Origin of the sequence: Streptomyces sp. NPDC005483 (assembly GCF_040606035.1) — a bacterium.
GTDB lineage: Bacteria > Actinomycetota > Actinomycetes > Streptomycetales > Streptomycetaceae > Streptomyces.
In genome coordinates, this window is record NZ_JBEXEA010000025.1 from 60,337 (window position 1) to 74,752 (window position 14,416).

Sequence of the window (14,416 nt, forward strand, 5' to 3'; positions counted from 1 at the left end):
AGTCCAATACGTCCAAGGTCACATGCCGGAACGAAAATCGATCATCGATCACCGGAGGCCGGTGACATGAATCATGAAACGCCACCCGGACAAACCATCGGCACGCCCTTGACGATCACCGGAGAGCCACTCGGGCGACCGCGGGACGCCCCGGCCGGGTCGCCCGCCGCGCGATCCGCACCGGAGATCTTCCGGCCGGAATGCCAGATTCCCGCAGATGGTCCGGTCGTGATGTACGGACATGGTGCGGTTCGCGGGTCACCCGTTATGCGATTTTGATATGACCGGCGCCCTGAATGGTCCAGTCCGAATGGCAAGATGCCGTCATCACACGAGGTCGCGACACTCGAAGGCGTGTGCTCTCGTCGACCTGAGGAACGAAGGCAGCGCTGCCGAACCGATCGGCAGCCGCCCCGCCCATCGGCAACTCCACCCATCCGCCGGAGGAACCCACCATGACCGCAAGCTCCACCCGTCGTACGACCGTCGCGCGCACCAGGACAGCCGCGGTAGGTGCGATCGCGGTCGCCGGCGCCCTGATTCTCACCGGCTGCGGTGACCAGACGGACAGCGGCGGCAGCACCAAGGAATCGGCGTCGTCCAGCAAGGCCCCGCTGTTCGACAAGCTGCCCGCGAAGATCCAGAAGGCGGGTGTCATCAAGGTCGGCACCAACGCCGAGTACGCGCCCATGGAATACCAGGAGGGCGGCAAGATCGTCGGCGTCGACCCCGACATCGCGGCCGCGCTGAGCAAGCAGCTGGGTGTGGAGTTCCAGTTCACCTCGGGCTCCTTCGACGGCCTGATCAGCTCCCTGAACTCCGGGCGCTACGACGTCGCCATGTCCTCCATCACGGACACCAAGGCGCGCCAGGAGGGCCTGGACGACAAGGGCAAGAAGCTCGGCCCGGGTGTCGACTTCGTCGACTACTTCACGGCCGGCACCGCCATCTACGTCCAGAAGGGCAACCCGAAGAAGATCGGCTCGATCGAGGACCTCTGCGGTCAGAAGGTCGCCGTGCAGCACGGCACGACCTACGAGCAGGCCCTGCAGAAGCAGTCCAAGGCGTGCACGCAGGCCGGCAAGAAGGCGCTGACGATCGAGGCGTTCGACAACGACACCGAGGCCCAGACCCGCGTGAAGTCGGGCGGCGCCGTCGCCGGCGTCAACGACTACCCGGTCGCCGTGGACATCGCCCGCAAGGCCGACGGCGGCAACGCCTTCGAGGTCGTCGGCGAGCAGGTCGACGCCGGTCCGTTCGGCCTCGCCGTGAACAAGGACAACAAGGAGCTCACGAGCGCCCTGGAGGCGGCCGTGAACGCCATCATCAAGGACGGCACGTACAAGAAGGTCCTGGACAAGTGGGGCGCCCAGACCGGTGCCGTCGACACGGCCGCGGTCAACGGCGGCAAGTGACGGACCCGGCACCACTGAAGGGCAGTCACGGTGACTGACAAGATCGACAAGGAGCCGGCGGACACCCCGCCGAGGACCTCCCCCGAGACCATCAAGGCCATCCCGGTCCGCCACTACGGCCGCTATGTCAGCGCGGTCGTCGTGCTGGCGCTGGTGGCCCTGCTGGTCAACGCGTTCGCCACCGCCGAGAAGATCCAGTGGAGCGCCGTCGGCGACAAGCTGTTCGACTCCACGGTCCTCGCGGGCGCCGGCCGCACCCTGCTGATCAGCGTGCTCGCGATGATCGTGGGCGTGGTCCTCGGCGTCCTGCTGGCCGTCATGCGGCTCTCCAAGAACCCGGTGACGAGCTGGGTGGCCTGGGCCTACATCTGGTTCTTCCGCGGAACCCCGGTCTACGTCCAGCTCCTGCTGTGGTTCAACCTGGCGCTGATCTTCCCGATGCTGAATCTCGGTCCGATCTACAAGGACGAGATGACGGACGTGATGACCCCGTTCATGTGCGCCCTGCTGGGCCTCGGCCTCAACGAGGCCGCGTACATGGCGGAGATCTGCCGCGCCGGTCTGCTGGCCGTCGACGAGGGCCAGACGGAGGCCTCGCACGCGCTCGGCATGAGCCACGCCAAGACGCTGCGCCGGATCGTGATCCCGCAGGCGATGCGGGTGATCGTGCCGCCGACGGGCAACGAGTTCATCAACATGCTCAAGACCTCGTCGCTGGTGTACGCGGTGACGTACAACGAACTGCTGCGCGCCACCTCGACGATCGGCTCCACGTCGTACGCCGTGATGGAGATGCTGTTCGTGGCCTCCATCTGGTACCTGGTCATGACCAGCGTGTTCAGCGTCTTCCAGTACTACCTGGAGCGCCGTTTCGCCCGCGGTTCGTCCCGGAGCCTGCCGCCGACGCCGTGGCAGAAGATCAGGGTCAACCTGATGGCCTTCAGTCGCGAAAGGGGCGTGTGACATGACCGCCATGGTGAAGGCCGAGAGCGTCCACAAGTCGTTCGGCCTGGTGGAGGTCCTCAAGGGCATCGACCTGGAGGTGAAGACCGGCGAGGTCTTCTGCCTCATCGGCCCCTCGGGCTCCGGCAAGTCGACCTTCCTCAGGTGCATCAACCACCTGGAGAAGATCAACGCCGGCCGGCTGTACGTCGACGGCGAGCTGGTCGGCTACCGCCAGAAGGCGGACAAGCTGTACGAGCTCAAGGACAGCGAGGTCGCGCTGCAGCGCCGGGACATCGGCATGGTGTTCCAGCGGTTCAACCTGTTCCCGCACATGACGGCCGTCGAGAACGTCATGGAGGCACCGGTCCAGGTCAAGGGCGCGAGCCGGGCCCAGGCCCGGGAGCGCGCGCGGGAGCTGCTGGAGAAGGTCGGCCTGGCCGACAAGGCGGGCAGTTACCCCGCCCAGCTCTCCGGCGGCCAGCAGCAGCGGGTGGCGATCGCCCGCGCCCTTGCGATGGACCCGAAGCTGATGCTCTTCGACGAGCCGACCTCGGCCCTGGACCCGGAGCTGGTCGGTGACGTCCTCGACGTCATGCGCGACCTCGCCGAGTCCGGCATGACGATGGTCGTCGTCACCCACGAAATGGGCTTCGCCCGCGAGGTCGGCGACAGCCTGGTCTTCATGGACGGCGGCGTGGTCGTCGAATCCGGCGACCCCCGCGAGGTCCTGACGAACCCGCAGCACGAGCGCACCCAGGCGTTCCTGTCGAAGGTCCTCTAGCGATACGACGACGAAGGGGCGGTACGGGCTTCCCGTACCGCCCCTTTTCGTACGGGCGCCTACTTGAGCGCGAGCAGCAGGGTGTCCGAGGGCGAGCACCACACCGGCCGGGCCTCCCCGAAGCCCTTCTCGCGCAGCACGCGTGCGTGCCACGCGGCGGACGGCATGTCCCCGTCGGCGTGCTCGCCGTAGATCTCGAAGCGGCGCGCCGTCGGCCCGGCGAGGACGGGATCCTCGGCGGCGACCTGCCACCATTCGGCCCAGTCGAGGGCGCCGTCCCGCTTGGCCTGCTCCATGTGCGCGTGGCGTTGTTCGCGTTCGGCCGCGTTGATCCGGGGGGTGGTCTCGTCGATCATGTGGTCCGCGTTCATGAAGACACCGCCGTCGCGGACGAGTTCCGCGATCTGTCCGTAGACGGTCGCGAGGGGTTCGCTGTGCAGCCAGTGCAGGGCCGTGGCGGTCAGGACGGCGTCGTACGAGTCGTACGGCAGCCTCGTGGGCCAGTCCGGGTCCTTGAGGTCGGCGGTCACGAAGGAGACCCGCCCGTCGCCCGCGAACGTGCCCTCGGCGATGGCGAGGAGCGCGGGGTCGAGGTCCACGCCGGTGCCGGTGGCCTCCGGGAACCGGGCGAGCAGCCGGGCCGTGATGGTTCCCGTGCCGCAGGCGAGGTCGAGCACGCGCGGCCGGGGCCCGACGAGTGCCTCGACCATGTCCAGCATGATCCGGAACCGGTCCTCGCGGTCCGGCATGTACACCTCTTGCTGCTGGTCCCAGCTCTGCTGCCAGGCCTTCCAGTCGGTAGTGAGTTCGGCCGTCATGGGAGCCCCTGTCCAGTCGCAGTCGTAATACCCTGGAAGCACGATCAGCTGTTACCCGACCGCACCCCGACGATAGAACGCCTCCGTAAGGACTACAAGTGGAACTGGCCTATTACTCGGACTACGCCGTACGTCTGGTCAACAGCGAGGACCCGGCCCGGGGCAAGGACACGCTGACCTCGGTGGAGGCCGTCCGCGACCTGTTCGGCGGCAACGGCACGGGCGCCCGCCGGGCCACCGAAGCCGACGTCACCCGGTTCCGGTCGGTCCGGGCGCGGCTGCGCTCGGTCTTCGAGGCGGCGGACGGCGGCGACGAGACGCTCGCCGTGGATTTGCTGAACTCCCTGCTCCTGGAGTTCCCGGTGAGCCCGCAGATCTCCGGGCACGACTTCCGGGACGACGACGGCCGCCCGCTGTGGCACATGCACCTGGCGGACCATCCGTCCAACGCCACCGCCGGGTACGCGGCGATCGCGGCGATGGGCCTGGCCTTCCACCTCACCGAGTACGGCGTGGACCGGCTGGGCCTGTGCGAGGCGTCACCCTGCCGCAACGCCTACCTCGACACGTCGACGAACCGCTCCCGGCGCTACTGCTCGGACCGCTGCGCCACCCGCGCCAACGTGGCCGCCTACCGCGCCCGCAAGCGCCTGGAGGCCGACCGGTCGGGGAAGACGGGCCGCACGGCGGACAGCGCCCAGCGCACGGCGGCCACCGGCGAGCGCTGAGCGGGCTTGAGCGGCCGGTACCGCAGCCGGGCCTTGCCGAGCACGAGGTCCTCGGGTACGACGCCGTAGTCCGTGCTGTCGCCGCCCGCGAACGCGTTGTCCCCGAGCACCCACCAGCCGCCCTCGCGCCGCTCCACGGCCCGCTTGACGACGAGCAGGTCCTGCTGGAATGGATGCCGCAGGACCACGATGTCGCCGGGGCCGACCCTGGCCCCCCAGTGCACGACCAACTGGTCCCCGTGCTGGAGGGTGGGCACCATCGACGGCCCGGTCACCTCGGCCACCCCCACGAAGGGCAGCAGGGGCCTCCCCCGCTCGGTCTCCTGCGACAGCTCCGGCATCCCCGGCACCTCCCCGGTCCGTTCATCCACCAGTCTCAGTCTGACCCCGGACTTTTGTCCTAAGCCCATGGGGGCACCCGCCTTTTCGCCTCTCGCAGGGAGTAATGTCGCACCTGAGAAGACGATCACGAGGAAGGAACGCTCCATGCTTTCCCGCCTGTTTGCCCCCAAGGTCAAGGTCAGCGCACACTGCGACCTGCCCTGCGGTGTGTACGACCCGGCCCAGGCCCGCATCGAGGCGGAGTCGGTGAAGGCCGTGCAGGAGAAGATGGCCGCCAACGACGACCCGCACTTCCAGGCTCGTGCCACGGTCATCAAGGAGCAGCGCGCCGAGCTCGCGAAGCACCATGTTTCCGTGCTCTGGAGCGACTACTTCAAGCCCCCACACTTCGAGAAGTACCCGGAGCTGCACCAGCTGGTCAACGACGCCCTCAAGGCCCTCTCGGCCGCCAAGGCGTCGACTGACCCGGCCACCGGTCAGAAGGCCCTGGACTACATCGCCCAGATCGACAAGATCTTCTGGGAGACCAAGAAGGCCTGATCTTGGATCACGCCCTCTGACCTGCAATTTCCTCACGTGCAGTGTCTCCCTGTCCGCACCCGGTCCGCAGGTCGCTGAGCACGGCGACCATGACGGTCCGGGTGCGGTCTTCTTGGCCCGGCCACAGGTGGGCGCAGATCCGCAGCGTGACGACTTGCCTGCGGCCCTCGCGTCGGCAGCCTCGCTCTCGGACGCCTGGAGCACCCCGCAGCGGCCTGGAACAGGTGCCCCGGATGCGGCACTCGGCCCGCTCTCGAAACGCGCTTACACCTCGCCCGCCTCCAGCAGTCCCGCCGCCGCGCCCACTATCCGCGGATCCGGCGTACCGACCACCTCTTCGTCCTTGTCGGCGTAGTCGAAGCGGGCCAGCACACTGCGCATGGCCTCGACGCGGGCCCGCTTCTTGTCGTTGCTCTTGACCACCGTCCAGGGCGCGAACTGGGTGTCCGTCTCCCGGAACATGGCGACCTTGGCGGCGGTGTAGTCGTCCCAGCGGTCCAGGGAGGCGAGGTCCATGGGGCTGAGCTTCCACTGCCGTACGGGGTCGATCTGACGGATGGTGAAGCGGGTGCGCTGCTCGCCCTGGGAGACCGAGAACCAGAACTTCAGCAGGTCCACCCCGTCGTCCACGAGCATCCGCTCGAACAGCGGGGCCTGCCGCATGAAGCGCCGGTACTCGTCGTCCGAGCAGAAGCCCATGACCCGCTCGACACCGGCCCGGTTGTACCAGGACCGGTCGAACAGCACGATCTCTCCCGCGGTCGGCAGATGTTCGACGTACCGCTGGAAGTACCACTGCCCGCGCTCGCGCTCGGTCGGCTTCTCCAGCGCCACCACGCGCGCGCCGCGGGGGTTCAGGTGCTCCGTGAAACGCTTGATGGTGCCGCCCTTGCCTGCCGCGTCCCGTCCCTCGAAGACGATGACGAGCCGGCGCCCGGTCTCCTTGATCCAGCTCTGCAGCTTCAGCAGTTCGATCTGCTGGAGCCGCTTGTGCCAGTCGTACTCCTTGCGCTCCATGCGGTGCGCGTAGGGGTAGTTCTCCCGCCAGGTGTCGATCGGGCTGCCGTCCGGGCGGATGAGGACGGGGTCGTCGGGATCGGTGTAGTCGACCTTCAGGTCGTTCAGCAGAGGTGTCACCCTTGCTCCCCTCTCCTCTCGGTGGGTCAGTGGAACTGCGGCACGATCAGGTAGATGCCGTACGCCACCACCGCCGCGCAGGCGAGGAAGCACAGGCCGGCCTGCGCGAAGCCGAGCGTGGACGTACCACCACCGCTGTCCTCCCTCGCCCCCTCGAAGCGGGCGAGGCCGAGTACCCCGAGGGCGAAGACCACCACCACGGCGACGGTGACGCCGACGCTCACCGCGGTGACCTGGCCGAGTGCGGTCCAGTCGATGCTCATGACAGGAACTCCTAGGAGGGGTCAGGCGGCCGTGCCGACGCGGGCCGGCGGCTCGGTGCGGAGGGTGACCTCGTGGGCGTCGTTGACGTTGTGCGCGCTCACCGGGTTGCGGCGGGAGATGAGCACGATGCCCGCGGCGACGGCGGCACCGACCAGCGCGACGACGACCGTGCCGAAGTCGCCGCCGTGCTTCACGGCACTCGCGGAGATGCCCCCGACCAGCGCGGCCGCCGGCAGGGTGATCAGCCAGGCCGCGACCATCCGGCCGGCGATGCCCCAGCGGACCTCCGCCAGCTTCCGGCCGAGGCCCGCGCCGAGGATGCTGCCCGAGGCGACCTGCGTGGTCGACAGGGCGAAGCCGAGGTGGGCGGAGGTCAGGATGACCGTCGTCGACGCGGTCTCCGCGGCGAAGCCCTGCGGGGACTGGATCTCGGTGAGCCCCTTGCCCATGGTGCGGATGATCCGCCAGCCTCCGAGGTAGGTGCCGAGGCCGATCGCCAGCCCCGCGGAGGCGATGACCCACACCGGCGGACCGGCGTCGTGGCCGAGCGCGCCCGCCGAGATGAGGGTGAGCGTGATGACGCCCATGGTCTTCTGGGCGTCGTTGGTGCCGTGCGCCAGGGAGACGAGGGACGCGGAGGCGATCTGGCCGAGCCGGAAGCCCTTGGTCACCGAGTCCTTGCGGGCGCGCGCGGTGAGCTTGTAGGCGAGGTAGGTGGCGATCAGTGCCGCCACGCCCGCGACCACCGGGGAGGCCACCGCGGGGATCAGGATCTTCTCGACGACCTTGTCGAAGTGCACACCGTGGGAGCCCGCACCCACCCACACCGCGCCGATCAGCCCGCCGAACAGGGCGTGCGACGAGCTCGACGGCAGGCCGACCAGCCAGGTCAGCAGGTTCCACAGGATCGCTCCGACCAGCCCCGCGAAGATCATCCCGGGCGAGACCAGAGCGTCGTCCACGATGCCGCCGGAGATCGTCTTGGCGACTTCAGTGGACAGGAAGGCACCGACGATGTTCAGAACTCCGCTCACCAGGACGGCTGTCCTGGGTTTCAGCGCGCCGGTCGCGATGGACGTCGCCATCGCGTTGGCGGTGTCATGGAATCCGTTGGTGAAGTCGAAGGCCAGGGCCGTGACGATGACGACCGCCACGAGGAACGTGATGTGGTCCATGCCTCTCATGGGAGCAAGCGCTTCCGTACGGCAGGAGAACGTGAGGCAAAGCCCCTTCCAGATCCCCGCGCCCAGCTGGTGAGCATCGTGCGATGCTGGCGTGATGGTGAGCATCGAGGACCTGGTGCGGCTGCGGCGGGCGCGCGACCGGATGGACCGCGAGTACACCGAGCCGCTCGACGTGACCGCCCTCGCCCGCACCGCGCTGATGTCACCGGGCCATTTCCAGCGCAGCTTCCGCGCGGCCTTCGGGGAGACGCCGTACGGCTATCTCATGACCCGCCGCATCGAGCGCGCGAAGGCCCTGCTGCGGCGGGGCGACCTCTCCGTCACCGAGGTCTGCATGGCCGTGGGGTGCACCTCCCTCGGCTCCTTCAGCTCGCGCTTCACGGAGCTGGTGGGTGAGACGCCGAGCGCGTACCGCGCACGCCCTCACGAGGAGATCGCCGGGATCCCGCCGTGCGTGGTCCGCAGGCACACCCGGCCCCGACGGGCCTAACGTGAAGCCATGGACATCAAACTCAAGAACTGCTTCATCGCCGTGGACGACCACGACAAGGCGGTCGCGTTCTACCGGGACGTCCTGGGCATGGAGGTGCGCAATGACGTCGGGTACGAGGGCATGCGCTGGGTGACGGTCGGCTCGCCGCTCCAGCCGGACGTGGACATCGTCCTGGAGCCGCCGGCCGCGGACCCGGACGCGTCGCCCGCGGACAAGGAGGCGATGGCGCGGCTGCTGGCCAAGGGGCTGCTGCGGGGGGTGAACTTCACGACCACCGACTGTGACGCGTTGTTCGCCCGGGTGCGGGAGTCGGGGGCCGATGTCATCCAGGAGCCCACGGACATGCCGTACGGGGTGCGGGACTGTGCGTTCCGGGATCCGGCCGGGAACATGCTGCGGTTCATGGAGGTGCCGAAGTAGAGGGAGCCCGAAGCGGAAGAGGCGCCGAAGTGGAGGAGGCGCCGATGGGGAGGCGCCTACGATCACCGTATGACCACCCGCTGGACGTACGCCTTCGTTGACCGGCCCACGGCACGATTCGCTCAGGCCTGCGACTTCTGGACCAGCGTCACCGGCACCCGGTTGTCCGAGTTCCGGGGTGAGCGGCGGGAGTTCGTGACCCTCGTGCCGTTCGGCGGCGCCGACGCCTGCGTCAAGGCCCAGGCCGTCGCCTCCGGGCCCGGCGGTGCCCATCTCGACTTCTGCGTCGACGACGTACGGAAGTTCACGAAGGCGGCGCAGGCTCTCGGCGCACATGTGGTCGCCGATCAGGGCACGTTGGTCGTGCTCCGCTCCCCCGCCGGCCAGTTGTTCTGCGCCGATCCCTGGCGCGGGCAGTCGACTCGCCCGCCGGTGATCCGCGGCAGCCGTCTCGACCAGGTCTGCCTCGACATCCCGCCCTCCCTCTACGTCGCCGAAGTCGCCTTCTGGGCGGCCCTGTTGCCCGACTGGCAGTCGCGCTCCGGCTCGCTCCCCGAGTTCCACGTCCTCGAGCCACCGGCCGGCCTCCCGGTCCGCATCCTCCTCCAGCGCCTCGACGAGGAACGCCCCGCCGCCGCCCATCTCGACCTGGCCTGCGCGGACATCGAGGCGACGCGGGCGGAACACGAGCGTCTGGGGGCGGAGTTCGTCGCCCGCCACCCGCACTGGACGGTGCTGCGCGATCCGGCGGGCGGCCTGTACTGCCTGACGGGCCGGGACCCGGAGACGGGCGGACTGCCTAGCCGGAGCTGAACGCGCAGGCCACCAGCGCCCGACGCCCCCGGGAGTCGGCGCTGGGGGTGGGACACATGGTTTCCCACCCCTCGGGGAGCCCGGAGCTCGGACTGCTCTCCTCCCAGCTGTACGGCCCCTGCGGCTCGGCCGAGTCCTGCAGCCAGAGCGTGAGCCCGCCCGCGACGACCACGAGAGCGGCCCAGACCGCCACGGCCCACACCCAGACCCGGCGGCGACCGCTCACCTCCATGGCTCCACGTCGACGACCGCGTCCACCGGGATCGGCCCGTAGACGTGCGGAAACGCCTCGGCGCCGGGCGCGGGGGCCTCGTACTTCAGCGGTACGTCGAGCCGGGCGGGGTCGATGACGAGAACCACCAGATCCGGCACATCGGCGAAGAAACGGGCGGCCGTGCCCGGAAGTTGCTCGCGCGTCGAGCAGTGGATGAACCCCTCCTCCTGGAGAGTGCGGCCGCGCGTCGAGATCTCGTACGTGCCCCGGGCGCGAGCCGCCTCCCAGAGGGAGCGTTCGGTCAGGTGCACGATGGGTGTCGTTGTGGACATGCCGTCACGTTAAGGCCTCAGCCGGGCCGCCCGCCCGTGCAGATAACGCTGCTCGGGCAGGCTCAGGGTCTTGGCGGCCGCCGACTCGTACGCGGCACGCGCCTCCTCGTGGGAACCGGCCCGCTCCAGCAGGTGTCCGCGCACGGCGTCCAGCCGGTGCCCCAACTCACCGGTGAGCGCGTCCAGTTCCGCGAGCCCCGCCTCCGGCCCGTGGACCATCGCGACCGCGACCGCCCGGTTCAGCCGCTCCACGGGCCCCGGAACGAGCCGTACGAGAACGTCGTAGAGCCCGAGGATCTCTCGCCAGTCGGTCTCCTCCGGCGAGGGCGCCTCGTCGTGTACGGCGGCGATGGCGGCGCGGATCTGGTAGGGCCCGGCACGGCGGCCGGCCAGCGCCCGGGTGACCAGCGCGATGCCTTCTTCGATCGCGGCCCGGTCCCAGCGGTCGCGGTCCTGTTCGTCGAGGGGGACCAGGTCGCCGCCCGGGCCGGTGCGGGCGTCGCGGCGGGCGTCGGTGAGGAGCATCAGGGCGAGCAGGCCCGCGATCTCGCAGTCCTCGGGCAGGAGGCGGTGGACCGTGCGGGTCAGGCGGATCGCCTCGGCGGCGAGGTCACGCCGCTGGAGAGCCGGGCCGGAGGTCGCCGTATGGCCCTCGTTGAAGATCAGGTAGAGGGTGTGCAGGACGGCGGGCAGCCGATCCTGCCAGTTGTCCGGCCGCCCGAAGCCCACGCCCCGCACCTTCTGCTTGGCCCGGCTGATGCGCTGCGCCATGGTCGCCTCGGGGACGAGATACGCCCGGGCGATCTCCGCCGTGGTCAGACCGCCGACCGCGCGCAGGGTCAGCGCGATCTGCGCGGACGGGGTGAGCTCCGGATGGCAGCACAGGAACAGCAGGGACAGGGTGTCGTCGGGGCGCGGCGCACGGTCGGCGAGGGCGGTGTCCCGCACACTCAGCGCGGCCGCCTTCTCCTCCCGCGCCCGGCGCGCCTCCTCCGCGCGCAGCGCGTCGGTCAGCCGCCGCGAGGCCACCTTGATGAGCCACCCGCGCGGATTGTCGGGCACCCCGGCCGACGGCCACTGCCCGGCCGCGGCCAGCAGCGCCTCCTGTACGGCGTCCTCGGCGGCGTCGAAACGGCCGTACCGCCTGACCAGCGCGCCGAGGACCTGCGGCGCGTGCAGGCGCAGCAGGTCCTCGGTCGGGGTCGTCGGCCGCACGGTCCTCAGATGTCCCCGGCGCCGTCCAGGATGGGCCGGATCACCACCGGGTACACGGGGGCGCCGGCGGGCTGGGGGCACTGGGTGATGCGCTCGGCGATCTCCGTGACGCGCTCCAGGCTCTCGCACTCCAGCACCCAGTAGCCACACAGCAGCTCCTTGGTCTCGCTGTACGGCCCGTCGGTGATCACGGCCTTGCCTTCCGTGTCCCGGCTGACGTGCCGGACCTTCGCGGGCTCGGCGAGGCCCTGGCCGTCGAGCATCTCGCCGGTCTCGGACAGGTCGTCGTTGACGGCGCTCATGAAGGCGTACATCGTCTGGATCTCCTGCTCGCTCCAGGCCGGGGAGTGCTCGGAGCCCTTGCCGCGCATGGCGTCGTAGTCGGCCTGCGTTCCCTGCACCATGACCAGGTACTTCACGATTCCGCTCCTTCGGCTTCGGTCGGCTCGGCCGCCCGGTGCGGGCGGCTTTCACAGGAGACGTCGGAGCCGGGGACGGATTCTCGACAGGGTTCAGGAACTTTTTCCGGCGGATGCGCCGCCGTGGTCCTCGCCGGACCCGGCGGCCTGGCCGGCGTACGCCTCGCACTCGGGGTTGCGGCACGGGCCGCCCGTCCACACGGGAACCCACGCACCCAGCGTCTTGTGACGCCGTACGACCGACTCGACCGGCTGTCCGCAGACGGGACAGACGCGTTCGTCGCTGCCCATGCCCTCAGGGTAGGGCGAAGGGGCCGTCGGCGCTTCCCTGGCGCGGGGAACTGCGCGACCAGCCCCACTCGGCCGCAGCTGCAGGACGACCCGTATCGGCGTTATCGCGAAGCGCGGGGTTCTCGCCACATGGGCCACATCTGAGGCCCGCCGGGCAGCTCCAGCGGCCGCTCCACCAGCTCGAACCCGAGCCGCTCATACAGCCCCCGACTCCGCTCGCTGCTCGCCTCCAGATACGCCGGAACCCCCTCCCGGTCGCACCGCTCGAGCACCGACCCGATCAGCGCCGTCCCCAACCCCTCTCCCTGCCGCCCAGGAGCCACGCCGATCATCCACAGGTACTCATGGGCCCGCCCGGCCGGATGCACCTCGGCCGTGAGCGTCCCGATCTGCTCGATCCGCTCGTTGCCCGGATCAAGCGCCTCCCGCAGCTGAGCGAACCCCTCCTCGTCAGCCTCGTCACCTCCGTAGGACGGCACAGGCAACCACAGCGCACACGCCGCTCCGTCATCCGTGACATCCACACGCCCCTCCGCGAGCACGATGTCGACGAAGGCGGCCATCAGCCGGGGGTGGGTCGTGCGCCGGTTCTCCTCCTCCGGGAAGATCCACCCGCTGACCGGATCGTCCTGGAAGGCCGAGTCCAGCAGCCCCGCGACCAGCTCGCGATCGCCTCTGTCGGCCGTCCGTATCACCACGCCCATGCCCCACCCCTTCATCTCAACCACCTTTGAACACAAGGGTGTTGAGACTATCCGGTGAACACGTGTGAACGGGCCCCGCACACCGTGGGGATGTGCGGGACCCGTCGGCCGGAGCTCCCGGGGCCGTGCGGGGTCAGGAACCGCACGGTGCCGGCCGCTCCGGAGCCCTCAGGCGCTGCGCCGCGTCACGAACTCCGCGAGGGAGAGCAGCCCGCCCGCCGCCTCCGGATCGGGCACCGCACGGGCCAGCTGATCCATCGCCCGGGCCATCCGGTCGGCCGCCTGCACCTGCGCCCAGTCGCGGCCGCCGGCCTCCTCCACGGCCAGAGCCGTACGCGCCAGGTCCTCTTCGGCGTACGGCGCCGCGTACAGCTCGGCCAGTTCCGCGGCCGCTGCCGTCCCGGACGTGAGCGCGGCGACCACGGGGAGGGACTTCTTGCGGGCGGCGAGATCCGCGCCGACCGGTTTGCCGGTGCGGCGGGGGTCGCCCCATATGCCGATCACGTCGTCGATGAGCTGGAAGGCGAGACCCGCCTCGCGGCCGAACGCGTCCAACGCCCCGACGTCCTCGGCGGACGCGCCCGCGTACAGCGCGCCGAGCGCACAGGCGCATCCGAGCAGCGCGCCCGTCTTGGCCTCGGCCATCGCGAGCACCTGGTCGAGGGTGACCTCGCCGGGAGCGAGCCCCTGCAAGGCGGTGTCCTCGTGCTGGCCCTCGCACAGTTCGACGACACAGGCCGCGAGCCGGGCCGCGGCCGCTCCCGCCGCGGGGTGCGGGTCCTCGGCCAGCAGCCGGAGGGCCAGCGCCTGGAGGGCGTCCCCGGCCAGGATCGCGTCGGCGTCGCCGAACACGGTCCACGCGGTGGGGCGGTGCCGACGGGTGGTGTCGCGGTCCATCACGTCGTCGTGCAGCAACGTGAAGTTGTGCACCAGCTCCACCGCCACGGCCGCCCGGACGGCAGCCGCCCGCGCCCGGTCCCCACCGACGGCGGCGGCCGCGGTGAGGACGAGTGCGGGCCGAATCGCCTTGCCCGCGTTGCCCGCCGCCGGAGTGCCGTCGGCGCACTCCCAGCCGAAGTGGTAGAGCGCGACCCTGCGCAGGGAGCCGGGCAGCGACTCCAGCGCGGAACGCAGCTCGGGGTCGACCGACGCCCGGACCCGCTCCAGGATCACCGCGGCTTCGTGCCCATCGGCGGAACGCGCCTCGGCCCCGGCATCGGGTCCGTTCAGCGGGCGGGTCTGGGGCGGCACGCCAGCCCCGTGACGTCGATGTGCCTCGGGTCTCGCGTCGGGCTCCTGGAACGGGCGCGCCTCGTCCCCGTCGAACCGGCCCGTCCCCCCGGCCGGTACCCCGTCCCCGG

Annotated in this window: 20 protein-coding genes; 8 read left to right on the top strand and 12 right to left on the bottom strand. The window is 70.2% G+C overall.

All coding sequences use genetic code 11. The features are described 5' to 3' along the window. Nucleotides 1–455 precede the first annotated feature (455 nt). The 3 genes from ABZT06_RS36140 to ABZT06_RS36150 are packed head-to-tail and all read left to right on the top strand — an operon-like array spanning nt 456 to nt 3,141. On the top strand, nt 456–1,415 hold the full coding sequence (locus ABZT06_RS36140; RefSeq protein ID WP_355750978.1) for an ABC transporter substrate-binding protein: 960 nt from the start codon (nt 456–458) through the stop codon (nt 1,413–1,415). Between the two features lie 30 nt (nt 1,416–1,445). Further along, nucleotides 1,446–2,378: an amino acid ABC transporter permease gene (locus ABZT06_RS36145; RefSeq protein ID WP_355750981.1), complete on the top strand. Its 933-nt coding sequence runs from the start codon at nt 1,446–1,448 to the stop codon at nt 2,376–2,378. A gap of 1 nt (nt 2,379) precedes the next feature. Further along, on the top strand, nt 2,380–3,141 hold the full coding sequence (locus ABZT06_RS36150) for an amino acid ABC transporter ATP-binding protein (RefSeq protein WP_355750984.1): 762 nt from the start codon (nt 2,380–2,382) through the stop codon (nt 3,139–3,141). 59 nt (nt 3,142–3,200) lie between these two features. Here the strand turns inward: ABZT06_RS36150 and ABZT06_RS36155 are convergent, their stop codons facing one another. Beyond that, a complete protein-coding gene (locus ABZT06_RS36155) occupies nt 3,201–3,959 on the bottom strand; it encodes a methyltransferase domain-containing protein (RefSeq protein ID WP_355750986.1) in 759 nt (252 codons plus the stop codon). Between the two features lie 98 nt (nt 3,960–4,057). Here ABZT06_RS36155 and ABZT06_RS36160 point away from each other — a divergent pair, with 98 nt between their 5' ends. After that, nucleotides 4,058–4,687 (top strand): CGNR zinc finger domain-containing protein, encoded by a 630-nt coding sequence (locus tag ABZT06_RS36160; protein ID WP_355750988.1) that lies wholly within the window; start codon nt 4,058–4,060, stop codon nt 4,685–4,687. Here ABZT06_RS36160 and sodX read toward each other — a convergent pair. Then, entirely contained in the window at nt 4,591–5,028 is a 438-nt protein-coding gene (sodX, locus tag ABZT06_RS36165) for a nickel-type superoxide dismutase maturation protease (protein ID WP_355751155.1), read from the bottom strand. The two genes, ABZT06_RS36160 and sodX, sit on opposite strands and share 97 nt — an antisense overlap. A 145-nt stretch (nt 5,029–5,173) precedes the next feature. On the opposite strand from sodX, the gene sodN reads away from it, so the two are divergent. Further along, nucleotides 5,174–5,569, top strand: a complete 396-nt coding sequence (gene sodN, locus ABZT06_RS36170) for a superoxide dismutase, Ni (protein WP_020123534.1) — start codon at nt 5,174–5,176, stop codon at nt 5,567–5,569. A 264-nt stretch (nt 5,570–5,833) separates the two neighbouring features. On the opposite strand, the gene ppk2 is transcribed toward sodN, so the two are convergent. From ppk2 to ABZT06_RS36185, 3 genes are read right to left on the bottom strand one after another with little or no spacing between them, the layout of a single operon-like run. Then, a complete protein-coding gene (ppk2, locus tag ABZT06_RS36175; protein ID WP_355750992.1) occupies nt 5,834–6,706 on the bottom strand; it encodes a polyphosphate kinase 2 in 873 nt (290 codons plus the stop codon). A gap of 26 nt (nt 6,707–6,732) precedes the next feature. After that, nucleotides 6,733–6,969 (bottom strand): hypothetical protein, encoded by a 237-nt coding sequence (locus ABZT06_RS36180; protein WP_355750995.1) that lies wholly within the window; start codon nt 6,967–6,969, stop codon nt 6,733–6,735. 21 nt (nt 6,970–6,990) lie between these two features. Continuing rightward, nucleotides 6,991–8,145, bottom strand: coding sequence for an inorganic phosphate transporter (locus tag ABZT06_RS36185; RefSeq protein WP_355750998.1), 1,155 nt, complete (start codon nt 8,143–8,145; stop codon nt 6,991–6,993). Nucleotides 8,146–8,248: 103 nt separating this feature from the next. Between ABZT06_RS36185 and ABZT06_RS36190 the strand changes: the two genes are divergently transcribed. The 3 genes from ABZT06_RS36190 to ABZT06_RS36200 all read left to right on the top strand — a co-directional run bounded on the left by ABZT06_RS36190 (nt 8,249) and on the right by ABZT06_RS36200 (nt 9,880). Further along, the gene (locus ABZT06_RS36190; protein WP_355751001.1) at nt 8,249–8,644 is read left to right on the top strand and encodes a helix-turn-helix transcriptional regulator; all 396 of its coding nucleotides are present in this window, start codon (nt 8,249–8,251) and stop codon (nt 8,642–8,644) included. A 9-nt stretch (nt 8,645–8,653) separates the two neighbouring features. After that, nucleotides 8,654–9,067, top strand: coding sequence for a VOC family protein (locus ABZT06_RS36195; protein ID WP_355751004.1), 414 nt, complete (start codon nt 8,654–8,656; stop codon nt 9,065–9,067). 69 nt (nt 9,068–9,136) lie between these two features. Then, nucleotides 9,137–9,880, top strand: a complete 744-nt coding sequence (locus ABZT06_RS36200; protein ID WP_355751007.1) for a VOC family protein — start codon at nt 9,137–9,139, stop codon at nt 9,878–9,880. Here ABZT06_RS36200 and ABZT06_RS36205 read toward each other — a convergent pair. The 7 genes from ABZT06_RS36205 to ABZT06_RS36235 all read right to left on the bottom strand — a co-directional run bounded on the left by ABZT06_RS36205 (nt 9,867) and on the right by ABZT06_RS36235 (nt 14,306). After that, nucleotides 9,867–10,112, bottom strand: a complete 246-nt coding sequence (locus ABZT06_RS36205) for a hypothetical protein (RefSeq protein WP_355751010.1) — start codon at nt 10,110–10,112, stop codon at nt 9,867–9,869. The two genes, ABZT06_RS36200 and ABZT06_RS36205, sit on opposite strands and share 14 nt — an antisense overlap. After that, nucleotides 10,103–10,426, bottom strand: coding sequence for a DUF952 domain-containing protein (locus ABZT06_RS36210; RefSeq protein ID WP_355751013.1), 324 nt, complete (start codon nt 10,424–10,426; stop codon nt 10,103–10,105). The genes ABZT06_RS36205 and ABZT06_RS36210 overlap by 10 nt, the downstream gene beginning before the upstream one ends. Nucleotides 10,427–10,435: 9 nt before the next feature. Beyond that, entirely contained in the window at nt 10,436–11,641 is a 1,206-nt protein-coding gene (locus ABZT06_RS36215) for a sigma-70 family RNA polymerase sigma factor (protein ID WP_355751016.1), read from the bottom strand. Nucleotides 11,642–11,646: 5 nt separating this feature from the next. Beyond that, nucleotides 11,647–12,060, bottom strand: coding sequence for a YciI family protein (locus tag ABZT06_RS36220; RefSeq protein ID WP_355751019.1), 414 nt, complete (start codon nt 12,058–12,060; stop codon nt 11,647–11,649). A gap of 93 nt (nt 12,061–12,153) precedes the next feature. Continuing rightward, nucleotides 12,154–12,351 (bottom strand): hypothetical protein, encoded by a 198-nt coding sequence (locus ABZT06_RS36225; RefSeq protein ID WP_355751022.1) that lies wholly within the window; start codon nt 12,349–12,351, stop codon nt 12,154–12,156. 101 nt (nt 12,352–12,452) lie between these two features. Beyond that, a complete protein-coding gene (locus ABZT06_RS36230) occupies nt 12,453–13,055 on the bottom strand; it encodes a GNAT family N-acetyltransferase (RefSeq protein WP_355751025.1) in 603 nt (200 codons plus the stop codon). A 168-nt stretch (nt 13,056–13,223) separates the two neighbouring features. Then, a complete protein-coding gene (locus ABZT06_RS36235) occupies nt 13,224–14,306 on the bottom strand; it encodes a family 2 encapsulin nanocompartment cargo protein polyprenyl transferase (protein ID WP_355751028.1) in 1,083 nt (360 codons plus the stop codon). Nucleotides 14,307–14,416 lie beyond the last annotated feature (110 nt).